This window comes from Brenneria roseae subsp. roseae, from assembly GCF_003115845.1.
In the GTDB taxonomy this organism is placed as follows: Bacteria; Pseudomonadota; Gammaproteobacteria; order Enterobacterales; family Enterobacteriaceae; genus Brenneria; species Brenneria roseae.
The window spans coordinates 246411-269003 of record NZ_KZ819024.1 but is presented as its reverse complement, the minus strand read 5'-3'; the positions used below and the strand labels follow the sequence as shown (position 1 = coordinate 269003).

Here is a 22593-nt window from a genome sequence, read left to right as displayed (position 1 = left end):
CTTAATCTCCGATCATATCAATGTTGGCGGCGCCCGGCGGCACCATGGGATATACTTTTTCATTCACATCTATCAAGACGTGGATCAGCGCGGGGCCGGGGCGGTTCAATGCTTCTGCCAGTGCCGTTCGCGGATCGTCTGCCGCATTCAGATCGCAGGTGGCGAAGCCGAAACCGGCGGCAATGGCCAGGAAATCGGTTCTGTAACGATAGTCTGCGGCAAAGATGCGTTTCTGGAAGAACAGATCCTGCTGCTGATGAACCAATCCCAGCGACTGGTTGTTCATCAGGATAATTTTGACATTCAACCCTTCTTCTGCGGCGGTCGCCATTTCCTGAATATTCATCATCAGGCTGCCATCACCGGAAAAACACACCACGGTACGTTCAGGTTCGGCTAATGCGGCGCCCATTGCGGCTGGCAAACCGAAACCCATGGTGCCCAACCCGCCGGACGTCAGCCACTGTCGTGGCCGGCGCAGTGGATAAGATTGCGCAACCCACATCTGGTGTTGTCCGACATCGGTAGCAATGATGGCATCATCCGTCAGCGCCTGCGCGGCAGCCTGGATCAGGCCGTAATGACTCAGCGGATCGTTAGCGTTCGGCATGTGGAACGGAAATTCATGCTGCAAGTCACCGATCGTTTTACGCCACACGTCGCGTCGCTGCGTTTCGATCAGCGGCAACAGTTGATCCAGCGCTTCGGCAACATCGGCATTCAGCGCGACATGCGATTGCCGGATCTTGCCCAGCTCAGCCGGATCGATATCAATGTGAATCACGCTGGCCTGAGGACAGAACTGTTCCGCTTTACCAATCGCACGATCGTCAAAGCGTGCCCCCAGCACAATTAATAAATCCGCCTGCTGCAAGATCAAATTGGTTGAGCGTGCGGCATGCATACCCAGCATGCCAAGCGACAGCGGGTGATCCACTGGCATGGCGCCTAACGCCATCAGCGTCATGGTGGTGGGCAGATTAGCGCGTTCAGCAAGTTGCACGGCCTGTTCGTGTGCCGATGCGCTGATAATACCGCCGCCCAGATAGAGAATTGGACGCTGTGCCGTGTTAATCATGGCGGCTGCCTGCGCGATTTTCTGAGCATCGATGGCCGGCGGACGATCGTTTTGGCTTATTGGCGGCAGCATATCCAATTCGATCTCGGCAGTTTGTATATCTTTGGGAATATCGATCCAGACCGGACCGGGCCGGCCGGATTGTGCGATGCGAAAGGCCTCAGGGATAACGCGCGGTAACTCTTTGATGTCACGAACCAGATAGTTGTGTTTGGTCACCGGGATGGAAATGCCATAGGTGTCGACTTCCTGAAAGGCATCTGTCCCGATCATGCTGGAGGACACCTGTCCGGTAATGCAGACCAATGGAATAGAATCGAGTTTGGCATCGGCAATGGCGGTCAGCAGGTTGGTTGCGCCCGGGCCGCTTGACGCCATGCAGACGGCGGCGCGCCCATTGGCCCTCGCCATGCCTTGAGCCATAAATCCTGCTCCCTGCTCGTGACGTGCCAGTACGTGTCGGATGGTTTTGCTCTGGCCGAGCGCGTCGTATAACGGCAGGGCTGCACCACCGGGGATCCCTGCTACTGTTGTGATGCCCTGCTGTTCGAGCAGCCGGACAATCAACTGGGCGCCTGTATAACGCATATGTATATCCTTCATCAGGGCCGGTGCGTTTTCAGAGCGGGAGGGTAGAAACAAGAAACCCCGCTCGGCTGGCGCCGGCGGGGTTTGGGAATCTTTGGTTTGATTCGGAACCCGTTACGGCGCGCTGCCGACGACCACCACCACAACCACGCGCACGACGACGACCGCGTCAACATGCGCGGTGCTTAGTAGTGTTGAAGTGGAAGAATAGTGCGTCACGGGAATCCTGTTATTAACGATTAAGTCACTTATTCATATAAGCACAGGTCGTGAAAAGGACACAATACCCGTGAGGGATAAAAAGCTGAAATCCGCGAGCGGTCACACTTTTTCTGGTGATGAGCAAGCGCGTTTATCCCCGAATTCCCAGTATTTTCGCCGCATCGGCGCTGCCATCCTGCAATGCTCGTGTCGGTCCATCATAGCCAATCTGTCCATCGACAATCAGCATGGTGCGTTCCGCAATGCGGATCGCATCGTCCAGATTATGGGAAACCATCAGCAGCGTGAGCTGGCGATCCAGACAAATCTCGTCGAGCAGTTCCAGCATTTCCAGGCGCAATGCGGGATCGAGCGCGGAAAATGGTTCATCCAGCAGCAGAATAGGGCGCTGGCGGACCAGACAGCGAGCCAACGCGGCACGCTGCCGTTGTCCCCCTGAAACCTGTGACGGCAGACGGCTGAGCAATGTCGTCAATCCAACCTTGTCGGCAATGTGCCGCAGCGTTTCCCGCTGTGCGCCACTGAGGCGCAGACCGGGGTTTAGGCCCAGCGCCATGTTTTGCTCGATGGTCAGATGGGGAAAGAGGTTATTTTCCTGAAACAGGATCGATACCGGCCGTTTGGCGGGCGGCGTATGCCGGTGTTCTTCGCCATTCAAACGCAATGTACCGCTGTTCGCCATCAGAAAGCCGGCAATCAGATTCAGCAGCGTGCTTTTCCCCGCGCCGCTGGGGCCGAGAATAGCAACACGTTCGCCGGATTGAACGTGGAAATCAAAGCGCATGGGAAAGTGCTGATAGAGGTATGTCAGCTTATCGAGAGCGATCATGACGACCTGCCAGTTTTTCAATCAGGGTGAATAACGTAAAGCAGATAAGCATCAGTAACAGTGCGGTCACGGCGCCATCGGCGCTGCGATAGGAACCAATCTGCTGATAAAGATAAAAAGGCAAGGTGCGAAACTGCTCACTGCCGAACAATGCGATAACGCCAAAATCTCCGATCGACAATACGCTGGCAAAGGCCAGCGCCTGCGCCAGCGGCTGTTTCAGCGCGGTCAGTTCGATAATTTTTAAACGTCGCCAGCCCCGCAGATCCAACGACAGGCAGAGCTGATTATAGCGTTCGGCCACATCGTACATGGGATTTTCCAGCACTTTGAGCGCGTAGGGGATCGCCATCAGCGCGTTGGTCATCACGACTAACGCATAAGGGGAGTCCGGTAATCCCACCGTATTATTCAGTAACAGGAAAAAACCGGTCGCGAGCACAATGCCGGGCATGGCGAGGATCAGCATGCCGCTCAGATTCATTAACTGACCGTATAAAGGTTGTTGGCGCAACTTCAGTTCCCGGCTGCTCCAGAGCAACATCATGGTCAGGGCAAGACACAGCAGACCTGCGCTCAGCGCAATACGCAGTGAGGTAAACAAGGTTTGCCACAAAACCGGCTGTTGCAGCACGGCGATCAGGGAAAGATTAACGCCATCAACGACCACCGCCAGCAGGGGCGGGACCACCAAAAGCAGTAATGCGCCAATCAGCAAGCTGTCACAAAACCGGCTTAACAGGCTGTCCTGCGGGTTACGCCATACTAACTGCCGGGTGCTGCCGACCGGCAAGATTCGGCCCAGGCGCTGGCTGAGCAGCACCAGCCCGAGACAGCAGCTCATCTGGATTAACGCCAGTAACGCGGCGCGCGAGGGATCGTAATCAAAGCTCAGCGCCTGATAAATGGCCAACTCAATGGTGGTCGCCTGTGGACCGCCGCCAAGAGACAGCACGGTGGCAAAACTGGCAAAGCAAAGCATGAAAATCAGTGCGGCCGTCGGTAAAATTTGTCTGCGCAGTGCGGGCCATTCGACGATACGCAAATGCTGCCAATCATTCATGCCCAGTTGAGCAGCCAACTGGCGCTGTTCTGTCGCAATGCTTTCCAGCGATTGCAATAACAGGCGGGTTGCCAGCGGTAGGTTAAAGAAAATATGCGCCAGCAGAATGCCTTGCAGACCATAAGGTGAAAACGGGTAGGGCAGGCCTAAAAATCCCAGTAGCTGCGCCAGCCAACCTTGACGGCCATACACGCTGAGCAAACCAAAAACGGCGACCAGCACGGGCAGCACCAGCGTCATGGCGCAGAGTCGCAATAGCCAGCGGTAGCCGGGGAAACGGCGACGGTACAAGGCTCTGGCGAGGAAAATGGCGGGGACGGTAGAAAGCAGTGCGGACAGGAATGCCTGCCAGAAGGTGAATCGAATGACATGCCACAGATAGCTGTCCTGCCATAAGGTCTGCCACTGGCTGTCGGGGGCCTGTAGCCATAGCGCCCCGAAAGCCAGAACGGCGACTGAAATTAACAGCGTGGCAGCCAGTAATCCCGGCCACAGACTTCCTGCGGTCAGTGGCTGACTGCGCGTTGCCATGCCTGAATCCAGTTATTCCTTTGCTCCGCCACCTGTTGTGCGCTGTATTGCAATGCTTTCTCCGGTACAGGGAGTGTGGCGAATCCGACCGGCAGTTCGGTTGGGACCGCCGGATACATCCAGTTGGTCGTGGGAATCGCCTGCTGGAATGCCGGACTCAGAATGAATTGCATAAAGCGTTTCGCTAGTTCCGGCTGTTTGCTGGCGGCCAGTTGCCCGGCGACTTCAATTTGCAGGTAATGTCCTTCACTGAAATTCGCGGCCGCGTAATTCTCTTTTTTCTCTTCAATAATGTGATACGCCGGAGAGGTTGTATAGCTGAGTACCAGATCGGCCTCGCCTTTCAGGAATAAACCGTAGGCTTCGCTCCAGCCTTTGGTGACCGTAACGGTTTTTTTCGCCAGTTTCTGCCACGCCTGCGGAGCCTGCTCGCCGTACACTTGCTGTATCCATAACAGCAGTCCCAAACCCGGCGTACTGGTGCGCGGATCTTGATAGATCACTTTCCAGGCTTCCGGACTGTCGATCAGCTCATGAAGGCTTCTGGGAGGATTCTTCAGCGTTTCTTTGTTGTAAACAAACGCAAAATAGCCGTAGTCGTAAGGGACAAACGTCGTGTTGTTCCAACCGCCAGGCACGTTAACCGCGCTGGTATCCAGATCGTTTTTTGTAAACAGACCGGTCTGTTCCGCGGCCTGCAACAGGTTATTGTCCAGCCCTAAAATGATATCCGCCTTGCTGTTTTTACCTTCCATCCGCAGGCGGTTCAGAAGCGAGGCGCCATCTTCCAGCGCGACAAAATTCAGTTCGCACTCGCACTCTTTTTCAAACGCGGTTTTGATTACCGGACCCGGTCCCCATTCAGAGGCAAAAGAATCGTAGGTATAAACGGTGAGCGCAGGTTTGGCGAAGGCCGGTGCGGAAATCAGTAAAAGACAAGGCAGGCTCTTTTTCAGCATGGCTGCCGAACGTTTTAATAATGATGTATTTAACACTTTGCACTCCTGAGAATCATGGGGTGGCAAAGGTCTTTGAGTCAGCAATGAGCACTCTCAAATCCCTTCGCCGGTATTAACCGGATCAGGTTCGACGGGTGTTTTCTCAGCGAAAAATCTCGCGCCAATGCCAATCTTGTGGCGCAACCTTTTCCGCACCCCGTTGAGAACGTCCCATTGTAAAGGGTTCAGGGGGGCAGGGAAAGGTTCTCAGTTTTCTGGCGGTGCAAACCAGGCTGATTTGAAGTCAAACCAGCCCAGCATATTCATTCTGATGCCTCGCATACTGCGCTGTCCCTGAAGTTTCAGCCAGTGATGGAGTAAGGGTTGTAGTTGGCCGCTGTTGACCAGCTTATCGCACCACTCAGCTATGGACAGGGTGTGATTGCGCCATTGCTGTGCATCATGGTGCAGATCGCTATCCAGACAGTGTTGCATCAGCGGCAGTTCATAAAGCATCGCGAACAGCGAGAATTCGATCGGTAAATAGCAGTTCACGCTACTGAACCAGATATCGCTTTCAATATTGCCCTGATACCAGTCTTCGTAACTGACGATCTGTACGTGTAGCTTCACGCCATGCTTTTCCAGCAGCTTACTCATGATTTCACTGAGTATCCGGTACTCAGGATGTTCCTGATAAAAGGTCAGCGTAATTTGCTTAAGTCCTTGCGGCATGGGCAGCGGCTTGTCCGGCTGATGATGGTGCCAGCGTGGCAGCAGGCTGTAGGCCGGTGACCAGTCGAGCTGACGGATAGCATCGGCGTGGCTCAGCAGGGCGATGGGGTTAAACACCTGCCAGAGCCAGCGGCGGATTTCCGGGCGTTTAGCCAGCGGCGAACGTTTATCGAACAGGATGAAATAGCATCCTTCCTCCATTCTGCTTTCCAACTGTTCATTGTGGGAATCATCGGACTGCAATTTGACGGAAACGCTCAGTTCTTCCGGTTCGTCCGGCAATACCCAGATATTCACTTCATCAATAAGGGTCCGATAGCCAAAATAGTCATCGAATGCGCGTATTTTCATATGACTGTTGTTATTGCTCACGACAGTGTAAGGACCGGTGCCAATGGGGCGTCGGGCAAAATCGGGCAGGGTCCGCCACTCCTGCGGCAGGATCATAGCGGGGATGCTGCCAAGCAGCCACGGCAGCCAGTGGTCGGCGCTGTGCAACTGCACATCAATCACAAAAGGCATCGGCGAGGTGACTTTTTTGATGTGAGAGAACAGCGGCAGTTCGGTTAGTCGGGTAAGCGAACTGATGACATCGTCCATCGTCAGCTCCCGACCATGATGAAAACGGATAGAAGGACGCAGGTAGAATCGCCAGCGCAGCGGTTCCAGCATTTGCCAGTGATGCGCCAGATCGGGTTTTAGTTCCCCGTTTTCCTCATTTATATTGGTCAACCCGCTGAAAATTTGCCGGGCTATATGCATTTCCGAACGTCGTAATGCCGATCCTGGCAGTAGATTACGCAGTGGGCGGTAATAGAGGATTCGCAGAATGTGTTTACCCTGCCGGAAACTGCGGCCAAGGTGGGCAAGCAGCATCTGACGTACCGTTTCTTTGTCGCCGACAAGCTGCACTAACTGATCGATGCGATCTTGCTCCAGTAAATCTTCTGCGCGCTGCTGTTGCAGGGCCAACCCGGTATAAATGAACGAAAGCTGCGAGCGTTTGCCCCTGCCCGCTTCCGCCTGCCAGGTCAGCCATCCTTGTTGCTGCATCGCCCCCAGAAGAGAACGGATATGGCGACGTGAACAGCTTAAGACGCCGGCCAACTCTTGCAGCGTGGTGTCGGTGGTTTGCCCTTGAAAGTGTTGCCACAGACGGATGAACTGCTGTTGCAGACGGTTGGAAGACATAAAAGAGGAACTCCAGGCCTTAAAGTCATCAATTTATCTTTCCCTATATTACGCCGATACTTTTACATAATGAAAGCGCGGAGGTGGCTTATGGCGATTTCACCGTTGTATCGGTTCTATCGGGTTTATCTTTCGACGTGCAAGGCGAAATGGCTGCGTTGGATGTCTGCTCATCAGCGAGTGGCATTATTGCAACAGGCAACGCAGTGGCAAATTGGGGAGATGTCGGAAGAGGAATACCGTCACTGGATCTAGTAGTGAGAGAAGGTAGAGAAACATTCTGAGTAATGGTGCTTTTCACCAGCCAGCGAAACCTTTCGCTGGCTTTTTTTATGCATTTTTCCCCGTTGTGTCGAGTATTTTATCGACATTCTGATATTGATCATTAAGTAAAGTGTAGTAGTGGTTCAGTTTGCCTTTCTGGCTGGCGTTGCGTAGTTGTAATGCCAGATTGATGGAGGCAAGTTCCCTGGCATTGTCAGCGATTTCTTGCGGTATCTTTTTCTGTTTTGCAAGCCAGTCTGCAACTTCACCCCAATCCCACAGCGGGGAAGAGCCCTTCAAACGCTGGACGGGAGAAGGAAAATCGCCAGCGCCGCGTTTCCCGTCTTTTAACAGCGCAATCGCCTGTCGTGACATAGCTGATAATGCGGCGATATCGCTGAGCCCAACCCATGCCGCGTCAACGGATTGGACATTGGCGTTAATACCCGCAGACTCAATATCGCGAATGGCGCTAATTACCGCATCGGAAAAATGGGGACTTTCTCGATCAAATTCGAGATAGACGGCATTGCCGTAAAAACAGATCAGAGCATCATCGCAACCGCTGGAAAAAAGCGCATTTTCCAATCCTGTTGTTTCGGCGGTAACGCCCGATAGCGTGAGAGAAAAGTGATAGGTTGTCATGAGTTCCCCATTAAACGGTTTTCTCGCTTAGTTTTTTTTCAATATTGCCAGACAGCTATCGACTTTACGGCAGATTTGTTTTGCATGATTTTCCGGATTTGACGGCGTGGACCAGATGCTCATCATGTGGTCGTGATGGTTCGGTGTGCCGCAATGAGCCTGCCAAAAGTATGACCGTTGCTGGGGTGAAATCTCCATCCCTGCGCTAAAGCATATTCAATGGCTGCCTGAATATGTTTATTCGGGTGTTTTTTCATCTTCATCCTGAATAATGAAATTAGGGTAATTGCACTGTTGACCAATGTCAACAGTGCGTGAGTGTTAAATCAGAATGAAGTGTAATTTATTTATCAATTGGTTGTAATAAATAAAATACTGCGTGTCGCTTCGCAAATATTATTACCGGGGGAAAGATAGCGGAACACAAGGTTTATTTATGGGTAAATGGCATGAAAGCCTGAACGGCGTTACGGATTGGCCGCCCCTGCCGCCAGAAATCATGTCCAGCGTCAGGGGCGGTTTTTAGCGAGGAGCGAAACGTATCAGATCAATGCAGGAACGACGGCTGTTTTTGCTCGTAATCGGCAATGGCCGCTTCGTGTTGCAGCGTCAGCCCAATACTGTCCAGCCCGTTGATCATGCAGTGACGGCGGAAGCTGTCGATTTCAAATGGATAGCTTTTCCCACCGGCCAATACGGTCTGGTTCTCCAGATCTACGGTGAAAGTAATGCCTTCTTCACCGTCGACCAGTTTAAACAGCGTATCAATATCTTCTTCGCTCAGCGTGACCGGCAGCAGTTGGTTATTGAACGAGTTACCGTAAAAAATATCGGCAAAACTCGGTGCGATCACCACGTTGAAGCCGTAATCGGTCAGCGCCCACGGCGCATGCTCGCGCGATGAACCACAGCCAAAGTTTTCACGCGCCAGCAGAATACTGGCGCCTTTATAGCGTGGCTTATTCAGCACGAAATCAGGATTGGGTTCCTGACCGGCTTCATCCAGAAAACGCCAGTCGTTAAACAAGTGCTGACCAAAACCGGTTCGTGTGACCTTTTGCAGAAACTGTTTTGGAATGATGGCGTCGGTATCGACGTTAGCGGCATCCAGAGGAACCACCAGACCGGTATGTTGCGTAAATTTAGCCATGTTGGTCTCTCTCTTAATTCAACTCGCGGATATCGGCAAAATGCCCCGTCACCGCCGCCGCAGCGGCCATCGCCGGGCTCACCAGATGGGTGCGTCCGGCACGGCCCTGACGCCCTTCAAAGTTACGATTACTGGTTGATGCGCAGCGTTCGCCGGGGTTCAGACGGTCATTGTTCATCGCCAGACACATTGAACAACCGGGCAGACGCCATTCGAAACCGGCTTCGATAAACACTTTATCCAGTCCTTCCAGTTCCGCCATGGTTTTAACCGGGCCTGAGCCAGGTACCACGATGGCCTGAACGCCCTGAGCAACCTTGCGTCCTTTGGCAATCTCGGCCGCCGCGCGCAGGTCTTCGATACGCGAATTGGTGCAGGAGCCGATAAACACCTTATCAATCGCAACGTCTGTCAGCCTAATGCCGGGTTGTAAATCCATATAGGCCAGCGCCTTGGCGGCGGAAGCGCGTTCTACCGGATCGATGAACGATTCAGGGAACGGAATGATCTGATCGACGGCGATAACCTGACCCGGATTGGTGCCCCAGGTAACCTGAGGTGCTATCTGGGCCGCATCCAGCGTGACAACGGTATCGAACTGCGCGTCGTTGTCTGACTTCAGCGTGCTCCAGTAGGCGACTGCCGCATCCCAATCCGTGCCTTTCGGCGCAAATTGACGTCCTTTCAGATAATTGAACGTGGTTTCATCCGGTGCGACCAGACCGGCTTTGGCGCCCATTTCAATCGCCATGTTGCACAGCGTCATACGACCTTCCATGCTCAGCGCCTGAATGGCCTTACCGCAGAATTCAACCACATGGCCGGTACCGCCCGCGCTGCCGGTTTTACCGATAATCGCCAGCACGATGTCTTTGGCGGTAATTCCCGGCGCGGCATCGCCCGCCACTTCGATCTTCATGGTTTTGGCGCGGCCCTGTTTCAGGGTCTGCGTCGCCAGAACATGCTCAACTTCCGATGTGCCGATACCAAAGGCCAGAGAACCGAAGGCGCCGTGCGTGGCGGTGTGGGAGTCGCCACAGACGATGGTCATCCCCGGCAGCGTCATCCCCTGTTCCGGGCCGATAACGTGGACGATCCCCTGATTCGGGTGATTCAGGTCATACAGCTGTACGTCAAATTCAGCGCAGTTTTTAATCAGTTCCTGCATCTGAATACGGGCCATTTCACCACAGGCATTGATATCTTTGGTCTGGGTGGAAACGTTGTGATCCATGGTGGCGAAGGTTTTACCCGGCTGACGAACCTTACGCCCCTTCGCCCGCAGGCCGTCAAACGCCTGTGGCGAGGTCACTTCGTGCACCAGATGACGGTCGATATACAGCAGAGGCGTTTCATTCGGCGCTTCGTAGACGACATGCGCATCGAACAATTTTTGATATAACGTCTTACCCATGGTTATGCCCCTTGTGCCACAAACCGGGCGATGATATCGCCCATTTCATCCGTACCGACCGCATTGCCTTCGCTGGCCAGATCCGACGTGCGATAGCCTTCAGCCAGCGCCGTGTTAACCGCTTTTTCGATAGCGTCGGCGGCATCATCAGCCCCCACGCTGTAACGCAGCAGCAGCGCCAGCGATAAAATTTGTGCGATCGGGTTGGCAATGTTTTGGCCGGCGATATCCGGCGCAGATCCCCCCGCAGGCTCATACAAGCCAAATCCCTGATCGTTGAGGCTGGCGGAAGGCAACATCCCCATGGAACCGGTAATCATGGCGCATTCGTCTGACAGAATGTCGCCGAACAGGTTGGAGCACAGCAACACGTCAAACTGGGACGGATCTTTAATCAACTGCATGGTGGCGTTGTCGATGTACAGATGGGACAGCTTCACATCTGGATATTCTTTGGCGATTTCGTTAACGATTTCACGCCACAGGATAGAACTCTGCAAAACGTTGGCTTTATCGATGGACGTCACGATACTGCGGCGTTTACGTGCGGATTCAAACGCGATATGCGCGATGCGCTCAATCTCGAAACGGTGATAGATCTCGGTGTCGAAAGCGCGTTCATGTTGACCGCTGCCTTCGCGCCCTTTGGGCTGACCGAAATAGATACCGCCCGTCAGTTCCCGCACGCACAGGATATCAAACCCCCTGGCGGCGATATCGCCGCGCAGCGGACAAAATGCTTCCAGCCCTTGATACAGGCGAGCCGGACGCAGGTTGCTGAATAATCTGAAATGCTTACGCAGCGGCAATAACGCACCACGTTCCGGCTGTTCCGCAGGAGGCAGATGCTCCCATTTCGGGCCGCCGACCGAACCAAACAGAATGGCGTCGGCCTGTTCGCATCCGGCAATGGTTGCCTGCGGCAGCGGAGTATTCTGGCGATCGATGGCAATGCCGCCGACGTCATATTCGCTGGTGGTAATACGGAGATTAAAGCGCTGACGTACGGCGTCCAACACTTTGTGGGCCTGCGCCATGACTTCCGGGCCAATACCGTCTCCGGGTAAGACGGCAATATGGTAGCTTTTGCTCATCACACTGTTTCCTGACTGTTTTGTTGTTTGCTGTCGTGTTGTTGATTATTGTGCTGTTGCAGACGCTGAATTTCTTTTTCTACCTGCTGAGCGCGTTTGATATTGTTTAATACATTTACCATCGCCTGAGCGGAAGATTCAACGATATCCGTTGCCAGGCCGACGCCGTGGAAACGGCGACCCTGATAATCCGCGACGATATCCACCTGACCCAACGCATCTCTGCCTTGTCCTTTGGCGGTCAGTTGATATTTAACCAGTGAAACCTGGTATCCGGTGATACGGTTAATCGCCTGATAGACGGCATCAACCGGACCGTTGCCCGTCGCGGCCTCCGCCTGCGTTTCATCACCGCAGTTCAGTTTGACCGAGGCGGTTGCCATCACGCTTGAACCGGACTGCACGCTGAAATAATCCAGGCTGTAAAAGTCCTGCTCTTCCTGCTGGCTATTGATAAACGCCAGCGCTTCCAGATCGTAATCGAAAACCTGACCTTTTTTGTCGGCCAGTTTCAGGAAGGCGGAATACAAATCATCCAGATTGTAGTCGCTGTCCTGATAGCCCATTTCTTCCATGCGGTGTTTTACTGCCGCACGGCCAGAGCGGGAAGTCAGATTCAACTGGACTTCTTTCAGGCCGATGGATTCCGGCGTCATGATTTCGTAATTTTCGCGGTTTTTCAGTACGCCATCCTGATGGATGCCGGAGGAGTGGGCGAAAGCGTTGGCGCCCACCACGGCTTTGTTGGCGGGAATCGGCATGTTGCAGATCTGGCTGACCAACTGGCTGGTACGGTAGATTTCCTGATGATTGATATTGGTATGGACATTCAGGATGTTATGACGGGTTTTAATCGCCATGATCACTTCTTCCAGTGAACAATTGCCGGCACGTTCGCCGATGCCGTTCAGCGTGCCTTCTACCTGACGCGCACCCGCATGAACCGCCGCCATCGCATTGCCTACCGCCAGCCCCAGATCGTCGTGGGTATGAACAGAAATGATGGCTTTATCGATATTGGGAACGCGCTCGTACAGTGAGGCGATGATATTGCCGAATTCATGGGGCATGGTGTAGCCGACGGTATCCGGAATGTTGATTGTGCGGGCGCCGGCATTGATCGCGGCTTCCACAACGCGGCTCAGATCCGCGATCGGCGTACGGCCAGCGTCTTCGCAGGAGAACTCGACGTCGTCAGTATAGTTACGGGCGTGCTTGATCATATAGATGGCGCGTTCGATGACTTCGTCCAGCGTACTGCGCAGTTTGGTGGCGATATGCATCGGCGAGGTGGCGATAAAGGTATGGATGCGGAATGCATCCGCCACGCGCAGCGCCTCGGCGGCAACATCAATATCCTTCTCTACACAGCGAGTCAGTCCGCAGACCCGGCTGTTTTTGACGTTGCGGGCGATAGTCTGTACGGATTCGAAGTCGCCAGGTGAGGAAACCGGGAAACCAACTTCCATTACGTCAACGCCCATTCTTTCCAGCGCCAGTGCAATCTGGAGTTTCTCTTTCACACTCAGACTGGCCTGCAAAGCCTGTTCTCCGTCACGTAATGTGGTATCAAAAATAATAACTTGCTGGCTCATCGGTTTGATTCCTTATCGTATTTACTTGGCGCCCGGCGAGTAAAAAAAAACCCGCGCATCGGCGCGGGTTTTTATTGGGTGGCGTGAAATCAGTTCAGAATTTTACCCACCAGCATACCGCGCAACGTAGATGCGTTTAGTAGTAGGCCTAGTAGGAAAGTGAAATTGAACATGATGTCTCGTCATCTGAAATTCGATATTGCACTATTGGTACTTTATTTCTATGGGTATGTCAACTACTGGTTTAGTGTGACGTGGGTCAAGTAAGCTATCGATGACCCGCTATTTATGCCTGAAAGATCGTTGCGGTTTTAAACCATACCGGTAGACTGCAGCCAAAATAATGTACAACTGTACGCTAAAATTTTTCAGGCACATTTCTCTATCCATCCTTCTCTGGATCAATAGTTTTTTACAGATGAATAATCCTTTACAGCCATACCATATGGTACACCGGGTACAACATCAGATCGCGCATTGCTCTGGGCGCATCGCGTTACGTGAATGGGCATCAGCCGAAGAGAAACAGCTCACCTGGTCACAGGCAGGCCAGCGCATCCGGCGGATTGCCAGTTCATTACTGGCATTGGGACTGGAGGTGCAGGAAAGCGTCGCCATTTTCTCTCACAATTCGATGAACTGGGCGCTCGCCGATTTATCCCTGCTGCACCTGCGGGCCATCAGCGTGCCTATTTATGCCACCAATACCGCGTCGCAGGCCGCATTTATCATTAATGATGCCGATATCCACACCATTTTTGTCGGTAGCCAGACGCAGTTCGATGCGCTGCTGGCGTTACGCGACATCTGTCCGCAACTGCGTAACATCATTGTGATGGAGGATGGTGTGGATTTACGCGATTGCGACATTGCCGTTACCCTGGGTGAATTTGAATCTCAGGCTGTGGAAGAGTTCTGGCATGGCGAACTGCAAAACCGCATTGATAACCGCGAACTCAGTGATTTGTTCACGCTGATTTATACCTCGGGCACAACGGGTGAACCCAAAGGCGTGATGCTGGATTACGCTAATATGGCGATGCAACTTAAACTCCACGAGCGGCGCCTGAGCGTCTCTGATGCTGACCGTTCGCTGTGCTTCCTGCCGTTATCCCATGTGTTTGAACGCGCCTGGAGCTTTTTCATCATGCATAGCGGTGCGCAGAATGTGTATCTCAGTGACACCAATCTGGTTCGTGATGCCATGCAGGCGGTTAAACCGACAATGATGTGTGCTGTTCCCCGCTTCTACGAGAAAGTGTACAGCGCCGTCCATGAAAAAGTGGCTCAGGCGCCCTGGTATCGCCAGCATTTGTTCCGCTGGGCTATCGCTCAGGGACAAGCCGTTTGTCAGATGCGCCGTGCGGGAAGGCGTCCTGGTATGCTGCGCAGCATCATGCATCGTTATGCCGATCGTCTGGTTCTTGGTAAATTGCGCCAGCTTTTAGGCGGGCAGATCCGTTTCATGCCGGCAGCCGGCGCACGATTGGATGACAATATCATCCAGTTCTTCCTGTCGATGGGCGTGCGTATCGTATACGGGTACGGTATGACGGAAACCTGTGCGACGGTTTCCTGCTGGGAAGAGCAGCATTTCCGTTTAGGATCGATTGGGACTCCCTTGCCGGAGATTGACGTTCGTATCGGTGTGGATAACGAAATCCAGGTGCGCGGCGCCACGGTGATGCGCGGTTATTTTCATCGCCCGCAGGAAACGGCTGAAGTCTTTACCGATGATGGCTGGCTCAAAACCGGTGATGCCGGCGAGTTGGATGCGGACGGTAATCTGTTCATCACGGAACGTCTGAAAGATTTGATGAAGACCTCGGGCGGAAAATATATCGCGCCGCAGCATCTGGAGGGAACGTTGGGACAGGATCGCTTCATTGATCAGGTCGCGATTATTGCAGATACACGCAAGTACGTCTCCGCCTTGATTGTTCCTTGCTTTGAAGCATTGGAAGAATATGCCCGCTCCGTTAATCTGAAATATCACGATCGTCTGGAACTGCTGCGGCATAGCCATATTATCGAATTATTCGAGCAGCGCCTGCGCGAGATGCAAAAAGAGTTATCCCGCGTTGAACAGGTGAAAAAATTTACTCTGCTGCCGGTACCGTTTTCGATGGAGGAGGGCGAGCTTACGCCAACGTTGAAACTGCGTCGTAAGGTGATTAATCAGCGCTACCGGTTGGAAATCGACGCCATGTATTCGGAGTCCTGAGGCCGTGTTGCGGAACCCGAATCGTTAATTTTCGGTATCAAGATTTCACTCTGTAATTTATGGCCTTCGTGGCAGATTTTTCAGGCTCGAAGGTCACTCATCAGCGTTTTATCTTAATTCTTGCTCTTTCTGCGATTCATTCCCGGTTTTCCCCTTAAAGTAGGACGGGTTTTGCTGTTTGCCTGCATCAGAATCTGGCGTTATTGTAATTAGTTATATTTAAAGCCCCGTTTTATTAAAATGTCATGCTATTAAGCGTGGCTTGCGCCAGACTGATTTCGGACGGCGGGCGGCAATACACCTGTAATCTGAAATGATGACAGGCATAAACGTTAACAGTATTAAATCAATGTGAGTACGGGGATTTCCCCTGTCAATACAGAAGCGTATTCGCTTTCTGAACAAAAGAGGCAAACCCATGGAGATGTTGTCAGGCGCCGAGATGGTGGTTCGATCGTTGATCGATCAGGGCGTAAAACATGTGTTCGGCTATCCCGGCGGTGCCGTACTGGATATTTACGATGCCCTGCATACGGTCGGTGGCATTGAACATATTTTGGTGCGCCACGAACAGGGTGCGGTCCATATGGCCGATGGCTATGCGCGTGCCACGGGCGACGTCGGCGTAGTGCTGGTAACGTCTGGTCCCGGCGCAACCAATGCGATTACCGGTATTGCGACTGCCTATATGGATTCAATTCCGATGGTCGTGCTGTCCGGTCAGGTGGCGACATCGCTGATTGGCTACGATGCATTTCAGGAATGCGACATGGTGGGAATTTCCCGGCCGATCGTGAAGCACAGTTTTCTGGTCAAACAGGCGGAAGATGTACCGACGGTACTGAAGAAAGCGTTTTATCTGGCGTCCAGCGGTCGTCCTGGCCCGGTGGTGGTGGATTTGCCGAAGGATGTGATGAATCCGGCCAACAAATTGCCTTACGTTTATCCCGATCATGTCAGCATGCGTTCCTATAACCCGACGGTTCAGGGACATAAAGGACAGATTCGCCGCGCATTGCAAACGCTGCTGGCGGCTGAAAAACCGGTTATCTACAGCGGCGGCGGGGTTATCAATTCCGGTTGTCACGAGGAGCTTCTGGCGTTTGCCGAGCAGCTCAATATTCCCGTTACCTGTTCACTGATGGGGCTGGGCGGCTTTCCGGGGACGCATCGCCAATGTCTCGGCATGCTGGGTATGCACGGTACTTATGAAGCCAACATGGCGATGCATCACGCCGATGTTATTTTTGCGGTTGGCGTGCGTTTTGACGATCGCACGACCAATAATCTGACGAAATATTGTCCTAATGCTACCGTTCTGCACATCGATATCGATCCCGCATCAATTTCCAAAACGGTAAGTGCGGATATTCCGATTGTGGGTGACGCCAAACAGGTACTGGGTCTGATGCTCGAATTGCTGGCTCAGGATGAAACCAGACAGCAGTTTGACGCGTTGCGTGACTGGTGGCAGAACATTGAGCAATGGCGTGCCCGGCATTGTCTGAAATACAGCACCGAAAGCGACAGCATCAAGCCACAGGCCGTGATTGAAGCGCTGTACCGCCTGACGGACGGTAACGCATATATCGCATCAGACGTGGGCCAACATCAGATGTTTGCCGCGCTTTATTATCCCTTTGATTTGCCTCGCCGCTGGGTGAACTCCGGTGGATTGGGAACCATGGGATTCGGTCTGCCCGCGGCGTTGGGGATCAAACTTGCTCTGCCGGAAGAAACCGTTGTCTGTGTGACCGGCGACGGCAGTATCCAGATGAATATTCAGGAGCTGTCTACCGCGTTGCAGTATGACTTGCCTGTTGTGGTGGTTAATCTGAACAACCGTTTTCTGGGCATGGTAAAGCAATGGCAGGATATGATTTATTCAGGCCGCCACTCCAACTCCTATATGGAATCTCTGCCGGATTTTGTGAAGCTGGCCGAGGCTTACGGACATATCGGTATTTCCATTAATACGCCGGATGAACTGGAAGAAAAATTGGCGCAGGCGCTGGCGCAGAAAAATCGTCTGGTGTTTGTCGATGTCAAGATCGACAGCAGTGAGCATGTTTATCCTATGCAGATTCGCGGTGGCGCAATGGATGAAATGTGGCTTAGCAAAACGGAGAGGACCTGATCATGCGTCGGATTTTATCAGTATTACTTGAAAATGAATCAGGTGCATTGTCACGTGTTATCGGTCTGTTTTCACAGCGTGGCTACAATATTGAAAGCCTGACGGTTGCGCCTACCGACGATCCAACGCTATCGCGCATGACGATTCAGACCGTTGGTGATGAGAAAGTGCTGGAGCAGATCGAGAAGCAACTGCATAAATTGGTGGATGTGCTGCGTGTCAGTGAGTTAGTGCAGGGATCCCACGTCGAACGTGAAATCATGCTGGTCAAATTACAGGCAACGGGATACGGGCGTGAGGAAGTGAAACGTTGCACCGATATTTTTCGCGGACAGATTGTCGACGTGACGTCTTCGCTGTATACCGTCCAACTGGCCGGCACCAGCGATAAACTGGATGCGTTCCTGAACGCCGTGCGTGAAGTGGCGGAAATCGTGGAAGTGGCGCGTTCTGGTATCGTTGGCGTCGCCCGTGGCGATAAGATCATGCGTTAATTTTATTTTTCGCTGCTTTTTCCCTTAAGAGGCTCGATAATATAAATATATATCGAGCCTCTTAATTTTTCCCTGCTATATCCTATCTATACCAATAGATTTCAACACGTGGAAAAGGAGAGAACGGACCGGTTCAACCAACATCACGGCGCTTGAAATCTGAAGGCGATATGATAAAAGCGGTTGCCGTTCGGCAACTTCTGCTGTTAGATCTACGCGATATCCATGATGAGCTTATGGTCATCGCTATTTTATTTATCCGGCTTACTGAGGGGTTAACGTGAAACTGGATGAAATCGCGCGTCTTGCGGGTGTTTCACGCACTACCGCCAGCTATGTGATTAACGGGAAAGCCAAGCAATATCGCGTCAGCGATAAGACCGTTGAGAAAGTCATGGCTGTGGTTAGAAAGTACAATTATCATCCCAATGCTGTTGCTGCTGGATTACGTGCCGGACGTACGCGTTCTATTGGGCTCGTTATTCCGGATCTGGAAAATACCAGCTATACGCGAATTGCCAATTATCTGGAACGTCAGGCGCGGCAACGTGGCTACCAACTGTTGATCGCCTGCTCTGAAGATCAACCTGATAATGAAATGCGCTGCATCGAACACCTGCTGCAACGCCAGGTTGATGCGATCATCGTCTCCACGGCGTTGCCGCCTGAGCATCCGTTCTATCAACGCTGGGCGAATAACAGCCTGCCGATTATTGCATTGGACAGGGCGTTGGACCGTGAGCATTTTACCAGTGTGGTGGGCGCCGATCTGGAAGACGCCGAAATGCTGGCTCAGGAACTCAGGAAAATACCGGCAGAGTCTGTCCTGTATCTCGGCGCATTACCGGAGCTTTCCGTCAGTTTTCTGCGCGAACAGGGGTTTCGTCAGGCTTGGGCGGATGATCCCCGGGAGGTTAATTATCTTTATGCCAATAGCTATGAACGCGTAGCGGCAGCGGCGGCATTTGCTGACTATCTTAAAGATCACCCGATGCCGAAGGCGCTGTTCACCACGGCTTTCCCGCTGTTGCAGGGCGTGATGGATGTGACGCTGAAACAAAGCGGACGTTTACCGAGTAATCTGGCTATCGCGACCTTTGGCGATAATGAACTACTGGATTATCTGGAATGTCCGGTATTGTCGGTTGCTCAGCGTCATCGTGAAGTGGCCGAGCGTGTGTTGGAGTTGGTTCTGGCGAGTCTGGATGAACCGAAAAAACCGAAGCCTGGCTTGAATCGTATCCGACGTAATCTGTATCGCCGCGGTTCACTCAGCCGGCACTAAATTCCGCTTTTATTCTTATAGCGCCATACTCCTGACGTATGGCGCTTTTCTTTTATCCTGAGACGGTCACTCGGAAAAGCCGACGGCAGTATTCCAGAAAATATCCGTACAGGATGCCCATCACCATCGAAATCACTGCATTACTGGTAACCGCAGTCAGCATTTGTGATGAGTCAGCGCCAATGGTCCAGAGGATGGCAGCATAGACCGGGGACTGAAAACTGACATAGGCGAACAGATCGGCCAGATTACGCACGATGAAGTGGTTTGAACCGTGGTGTCTGGCAAAATGCAGGATGCGATCGCGATAAATGCCATAGGGCCAGGCAATAGCAATATTGACAGGAATGGATAACAGTCTTGACGAAAGCGACTGTTCAAAACTCATGCCGGACAACACCATCTCGATTATCATGCCGGTGATGAAGCAATACACGACTAATGCAAAGGTATCTGCTGTTGCACTGCGCAATCTTGACGTAGGGGAAAACATACCAGTTCACTCCGAATCGAAGCCTAGGATAAAAATCAGGTAATGACGCTTAATAAAGGTTTTTATTTTTGCTTTATAAGTTATGTGTAGTTTACATCACTACTAATTGGATAAATAAGTAGCTATAAATTTTTATTTTTGACTTCGTGGTCAGCTTTTTCGCTACTTTATATTCGATTCGCCAATTTTTTACGTATTTACCGCGCTATCCCGGTTAAAAGTTGTTTTTTAACAAATGGTTGCTGTTGTTACGCCGCCAGGTGCAGCGGTTAGAAAAATAGCGTTAAAGAAAGGGAGGTATGGCCGGCAAAAAATGGTGAGTTATACCCATTCTCTTTTTGATGGCGCGAAAACGGATATGAGCGGCGCTATTTATTCCGTGTCAGCCAAAATGGAGGTTTCCTTTTTTGCTGACTGATTTAGCTCGTTAAAAAACGTAAATTAAAGTAAATCGACTGATTAATAAAGAATCGACGATGACAATGTCAGATATGTGACGTTGAGCAAATGTTAACAACTGCGGTATAATTGTACATGCCAAGCGAAAGCCTTGTGATGCAAGGCCTTAGGCGGACTAAGACTATTCTGGAAAGGTTTATATTTGGTATCATCCTGTGACAGGAAAAATAATCGGCCAGCATGAAATTATTGCTATATCTTTAAGCGATCTTATTTAATCAGCGAATTTCTCTTAAATTTTCATGACGTTAATCTTTATTAATTCTTCACCGCTATTCTTTTTCCCCTCATGGCAGCCAAGAATCATATAGAAATAATTCCAAAGCACGCCCGCTCTGGCTTGACAAGGTTTTAATACCCTCCGTACACTCTTCAATGTGGGGATTTGTGGGATAAAGTGGTGAAAAAGGTTATGAAGGAGTAATTCACGCATGTTTCGTGGGGCTACGCTGGTTAACCTCGACAGCAAGGGGCGGCTTGCCGTACCAACCCGTTATCGGGAAACGCTGAATGAGGAATCGCAAGGTCAAATGGTTTGTACCATTGATCTTCATCAGCCGTGCCTGCTGCTTTATCCCTTGCCCGAATGGGAAATTATTGAACAAAAGCTTTCTCGTCTGTCGAGTATGAATCCGGCTGAACGGCGTGTTCAGCGTTTGTTGCTGGGGCATGCCAGTGAGTGTCAGATGGATAACGCCGGGCGTTTGTTATTAGCCAACACGCTACGGCAGCACGCAGGTCTGAAAAAAGAAGTGATGCTGGTCGGACAGTTCAACAAGTTTGAATTGTGGGATGAACAGACCTGGTATCAACAGGTCAGGGAAGATATCGATGCTGAACAATCGACTCAGGAACCGTTGTCTGAGCGGTTGCAGGACTTATCACTATAGACATGCTGGAAAATTATAAACATACCACCGTACTGCTTGATGAGGCTGTTAACGGTCTGAACATTCGCAGCAACGGTGTCTATATAGACGGTACTTTTGGCCGTGGCGGGCACTCTCGCCTTATTCTTTCCCAATTGGGACCGGAAGGACGTTTACTGGCTATCGATCGCGATCCTCAAGCTATCGAAGCCGCCAAAGCGATAGACGATCCCCGTTTTTCTATTATTCACGGCCCTTTCTCCGCGCTTGCGGATTATATGGCTGAGCGTGACCTGACCGGGCGCATTGACGGTGTTCTGCTGGATCTGGGCGTTTCCTCGCCGCAGCTCGACGATCCTGAGCGCGGTTTTTCATTTATGCGCGACGGCCCGCTGGATATGCGTATGGATCCCACCCGCGGGGTGTCCGCGGCCGAATGGCTGATGAAAGCGGAAGCCGATGATATCGCCTGGGTACTGAAAACCTTCGGTGAAGAGCGTTTTGCCAAACGGATTGCCCGCGCCATTGTTGAGCGTAACCGTACAGAACCCGTGACGCGGACGAAAGCGCTGGCTGAGCTGATTGCCGCCGCCAGTCCGATTCGTGAAAAGCACAAGCATCCGGCGACGCGCAGCTTTCAGGCGATCCGAATTTATATCAACAGCGAACTGGAAGAGATCGAGCAGGCATTGAACGGTGCGTTGAGCGTATTGGCGCCGCATGGTCGTTTGTCCGTGATTAGTTTCCATTCGCTGGAAGACCGGATTGTTAAACGCTTCATCCGTCATCAAAGCCGTGGCCCGCAGGTACCGGCGGGTATGCCGCTGACGGAAGAACAGTTGCGTAGCCAGGGCGGACAAACGTTAAAAGCCGTGGGAAAAATGATGCCTTCCGCTGAGGAAGTCGCGGAAAACCCGCGCGCGCGCAGTTCTGTCCTGCGGTTTGCTGAGAGATTGCCAGCATGATAGGCAATGAGCGTCATGGGCTGGTCGGCGTTATCGGCGACGATTTGCTGCGTCATGCCAAACTGCCCATGTTGCTGATGATTGCGGTTCTGGTGTCAGCCGTGTTTGTCGTGACGACGGCTCACAAGACGCGCTTGCTGACGGCGGAACGTGAACAATTGCTGTTGGAGCGTGATGCGCTGGACATTGAGTGGCGCAACCTGATTCTGGAAGAGAATTCGTTAGGGGATCATAGCCGCGTAGAGCGGATCGCGATGGAAAAACTGCAAATGGGGCATGTCGATCCGTCACAGGAAAATATTGTGGTTAAGCAATGAACTAAATAGGCAA

The 22593-nt window shown here is 52.1% G+C and carries 20 protein-coding genes, 1 pseudogene and 1 riboswitch; of the genes and pseudogenes, 8 read left to right on the top strand and 13 right to left on the bottom strand.

Going from position 1 to position 22593, the window contains the following annotated elements; translation table 11 throughout:
- Position 1: 1 nt before the first annotated feature.
- From ilvB to sgrR, 6 genes are all read right to left on the bottom strand, one after another.
- Positions 2 to 1666 (bottom strand): acetolactate synthase large subunit, encoded by a 1665-nt coding sequence (gene ilvB / locus DDT52_RS05500; protein WP_168709737.1) that lies wholly within the window; start codon positions 1664 to 1666, stop codon positions 2 to 4.
- Between the two features lie 114 nt (positions 1667 to 1780).
- Complete coding sequence (locus DDT52_RS21460) at positions 1781 to 1885, bottom strand: ilvB operon leader peptide IvbL (protein ID WP_136155466.1); 105 nt, start codon at positions 1883 to 1885, stop codon at positions 1781 to 1783.
- Between the two features lie 133 nt (positions 1886 to 2018).
- Complete coding sequence (thiQ, locus tag DDT52_RS05490; protein ID WP_136155465.1) at positions 2019 to 2717, bottom strand: thiamine ABC transporter ATP-binding protein ThiQ; 699 nt, start codon at positions 2715 to 2717, stop codon at positions 2019 to 2021.
- Positions 2701 to 4311: a thiamine/thiamine pyrophosphate ABC transporter permease ThiP gene (gene thiP / locus DDT52_RS05485; protein ID WP_136155464.1), complete on the bottom strand. Its 1611-nt coding sequence runs from the start codon at positions 4309 to 4311 to the stop codon at positions 2701 to 2703. The genes thiQ and thiP overlap by 17 nt, the downstream gene beginning before the upstream one ends.
- On the bottom strand, positions 4287 to 5270 hold the full coding sequence (gene thiB, locus DDT52_RS05480; protein ID WP_136155576.1) for a thiamine ABC transporter substrate binding subunit: 984 nt from the start codon (positions 5268 to 5270) through the stop codon (positions 4287 to 4289). The genes thiP and thiB overlap by 25 nt, the downstream gene beginning before the upstream one ends.
- Before the next feature lie 80 nt (positions 5271 to 5350).
- Positions 5351 to 5479: riboswitch (TPP riboswitch) on the bottom strand.
- Between the two features lie 37 nt (positions 5480 to 5516).
- Entirely contained in the window at positions 5517 to 7175 is a 1659-nt protein-coding gene (gene sgrR, locus DDT52_RS05475; protein WP_136155463.1) for an HTH-type transcriptional regulator SgrR, read from the bottom strand.
- Between the two features lie 90 nt (positions 7176 to 7265).
- Between sgrR and sgrT the strand changes: the two genes are divergently transcribed.
- Entirely contained in the window at positions 7266 to 7430 is a 165-nt protein-coding gene (sgrT, locus tag DDT52_RS05470) for a glucose uptake inhibitor SgrT (protein WP_136155462.1), read from the top strand.
- A gap of 75 nt (positions 7431 to 7505) precedes the next feature.
- Here sgrT and DDT52_RS05465 read toward each other — a convergent pair whose 3' ends face one another.
- The 6 genes and pseudogenes from DDT52_RS05465 to leuA all read right to left on the bottom strand — a co-directional run bounded on the left by DDT52_RS05465 (position 7506) and on the right by leuA (position 13337).
- Positions 7506 to 8084 carry a helix-turn-helix transcriptional regulator gene (locus tag DDT52_RS05465; protein WP_136155461.1) on the bottom strand — a complete coding sequence of 193 codons (579 nt, stop codon included), beginning with the start codon at positions 8082 to 8084 and terminating at the stop codon, positions 7506 to 7508.
- Between the two features lie 27 nt (positions 8085 to 8111).
- Positions 8112 to 8341 (bottom strand): annotated as a pseudogene (locus DDT52_RS21140) (hypothetical protein).
- A 290-nt stretch (positions 8342 to 8631) separates the two neighbouring features.
- Positions 8632 to 9234: a 3-isopropylmalate dehydratase small subunit gene (gene leuD / locus DDT52_RS05455; protein WP_136155460.1), complete on the bottom strand. Its 603-nt coding sequence runs from the start codon at positions 9232 to 9234 to the stop codon at positions 8632 to 8634.
- A gap of 13 nt (positions 9235 to 9247) precedes the next feature.
- Positions 9248 to 10648, bottom strand: a complete 1401-nt coding sequence (leuC, locus tag DDT52_RS05450) for a 3-isopropylmalate dehydratase large subunit (RefSeq protein ID WP_136155459.1) — start codon at positions 10646 to 10648, stop codon at positions 9248 to 9250.
- Positions 10649 to 10650: 2 nt separating this feature from the next.
- Positions 10651 to 11742, bottom strand: a complete 1092-nt coding sequence (gene leuB / locus DDT52_RS05445; RefSeq protein WP_136155458.1) for a 3-isopropylmalate dehydrogenase — start codon at positions 11740 to 11742, stop codon at positions 10651 to 10653.
- Positions 11742 to 13337 carry a 2-isopropylmalate synthase gene (gene leuA, locus DDT52_RS05440; RefSeq protein ID WP_136155457.1) on the bottom strand — a complete coding sequence of 532 codons (1596 nt, stop codon included), beginning with the start codon at positions 13335 to 13337 and terminating at the stop codon, positions 11742 to 11744. Before leuA ends, leuB begins: the two co-directional genes overlap by 1 nt.
- 418 nt (positions 13338 to 13755) lie before the next feature.
- Between leuA and DDT52_RS05430 the strand changes: the two genes are divergently transcribed.
- The 4 genes from DDT52_RS05430 (at position 13756) to cra (ending at position 19477) form a co-directional block, all read left to right on the top strand.
- A complete protein-coding gene (locus tag DDT52_RS05430) occupies positions 13756 to 15561 on the top strand; it encodes an AMP-dependent synthetase/ligase (protein ID WP_136155456.1) in 1806 nt (601 codons plus the stop codon).
- Positions 15562 to 15979: 418 nt separating this feature from the next.
- Entirely contained in the window at positions 15980 to 17698 is a 1719-nt protein-coding gene (ilvI, locus tag DDT52_RS05425; RefSeq protein ID WP_136155455.1) for an acetolactate synthase 3 large subunit, read from the top strand.
- A gap of 2 nt (positions 17699 to 17700) precedes the next feature.
- Positions 17701 to 18192 (top strand): acetolactate synthase small subunit, encoded by a 492-nt coding sequence (ilvN, locus tag DDT52_RS05420; protein ID WP_168709736.1) that lies wholly within the window; start codon positions 17701 to 17703, stop codon positions 18190 to 18192.
- A 280-nt stretch (positions 18193 to 18472) separates the two neighbouring features.
- A complete protein-coding gene (gene cra, locus DDT52_RS05415; RefSeq protein WP_136155454.1) occupies positions 18473 to 19477 on the top strand; it encodes a catabolite repressor/activator in 1005 nt (334 codons plus the stop codon).
- 52 nt (positions 19478 to 19529) lie between these two features.
- On the opposite strand, the gene DDT52_RS05410 is transcribed toward cra, so the two are convergent.
- Positions 19530 to 19970: an L-alanine exporter AlaE gene (locus tag DDT52_RS05410; RefSeq protein ID WP_136155453.1), complete on the bottom strand. Its 441-nt coding sequence runs from the start codon at positions 19968 to 19970 to the stop codon at positions 19530 to 19532.
- A gap of 890 nt (positions 19971 to 20860) precedes the next feature.
- On the opposite strand from DDT52_RS05410, the gene mraZ reads away from it, so the two are divergent.
- The 3 genes from mraZ to ftsL are packed head-to-tail and all read left to right on the top strand — an operon-like array spanning position 20861 to position 22580.
- A complete protein-coding gene (mraZ, locus tag DDT52_RS05405; protein ID WP_136155452.1) occupies positions 20861 to 21319 on the top strand; it encodes a division/cell wall cluster transcriptional repressor MraZ in 459 nt (152 codons plus the stop codon).
- Between the two features lie 2 nt (positions 21320 to 21321).
- Positions 21322 to 22263, top strand: coding sequence for a 16S rRNA (cytosine(1402)-N(4))-methyltransferase RsmH (rsmH, locus tag DDT52_RS05400; protein WP_136155451.1), 942 nt, complete (start codon positions 21322 to 21324; stop codon positions 22261 to 22263).
- The gene (gene ftsL / locus DDT52_RS05395; protein ID WP_136155450.1) at positions 22260 to 22580 is read left to right on the top strand and encodes a cell division protein FtsL; all 321 of its coding nucleotides are present in this window, start codon (positions 22260 to 22262) and stop codon (positions 22578 to 22580) included. Before rsmH ends, ftsL begins: the two co-directional genes overlap by 4 nt.
- Positions 22581 to 22593: the final 13 nt, after the last annotated feature.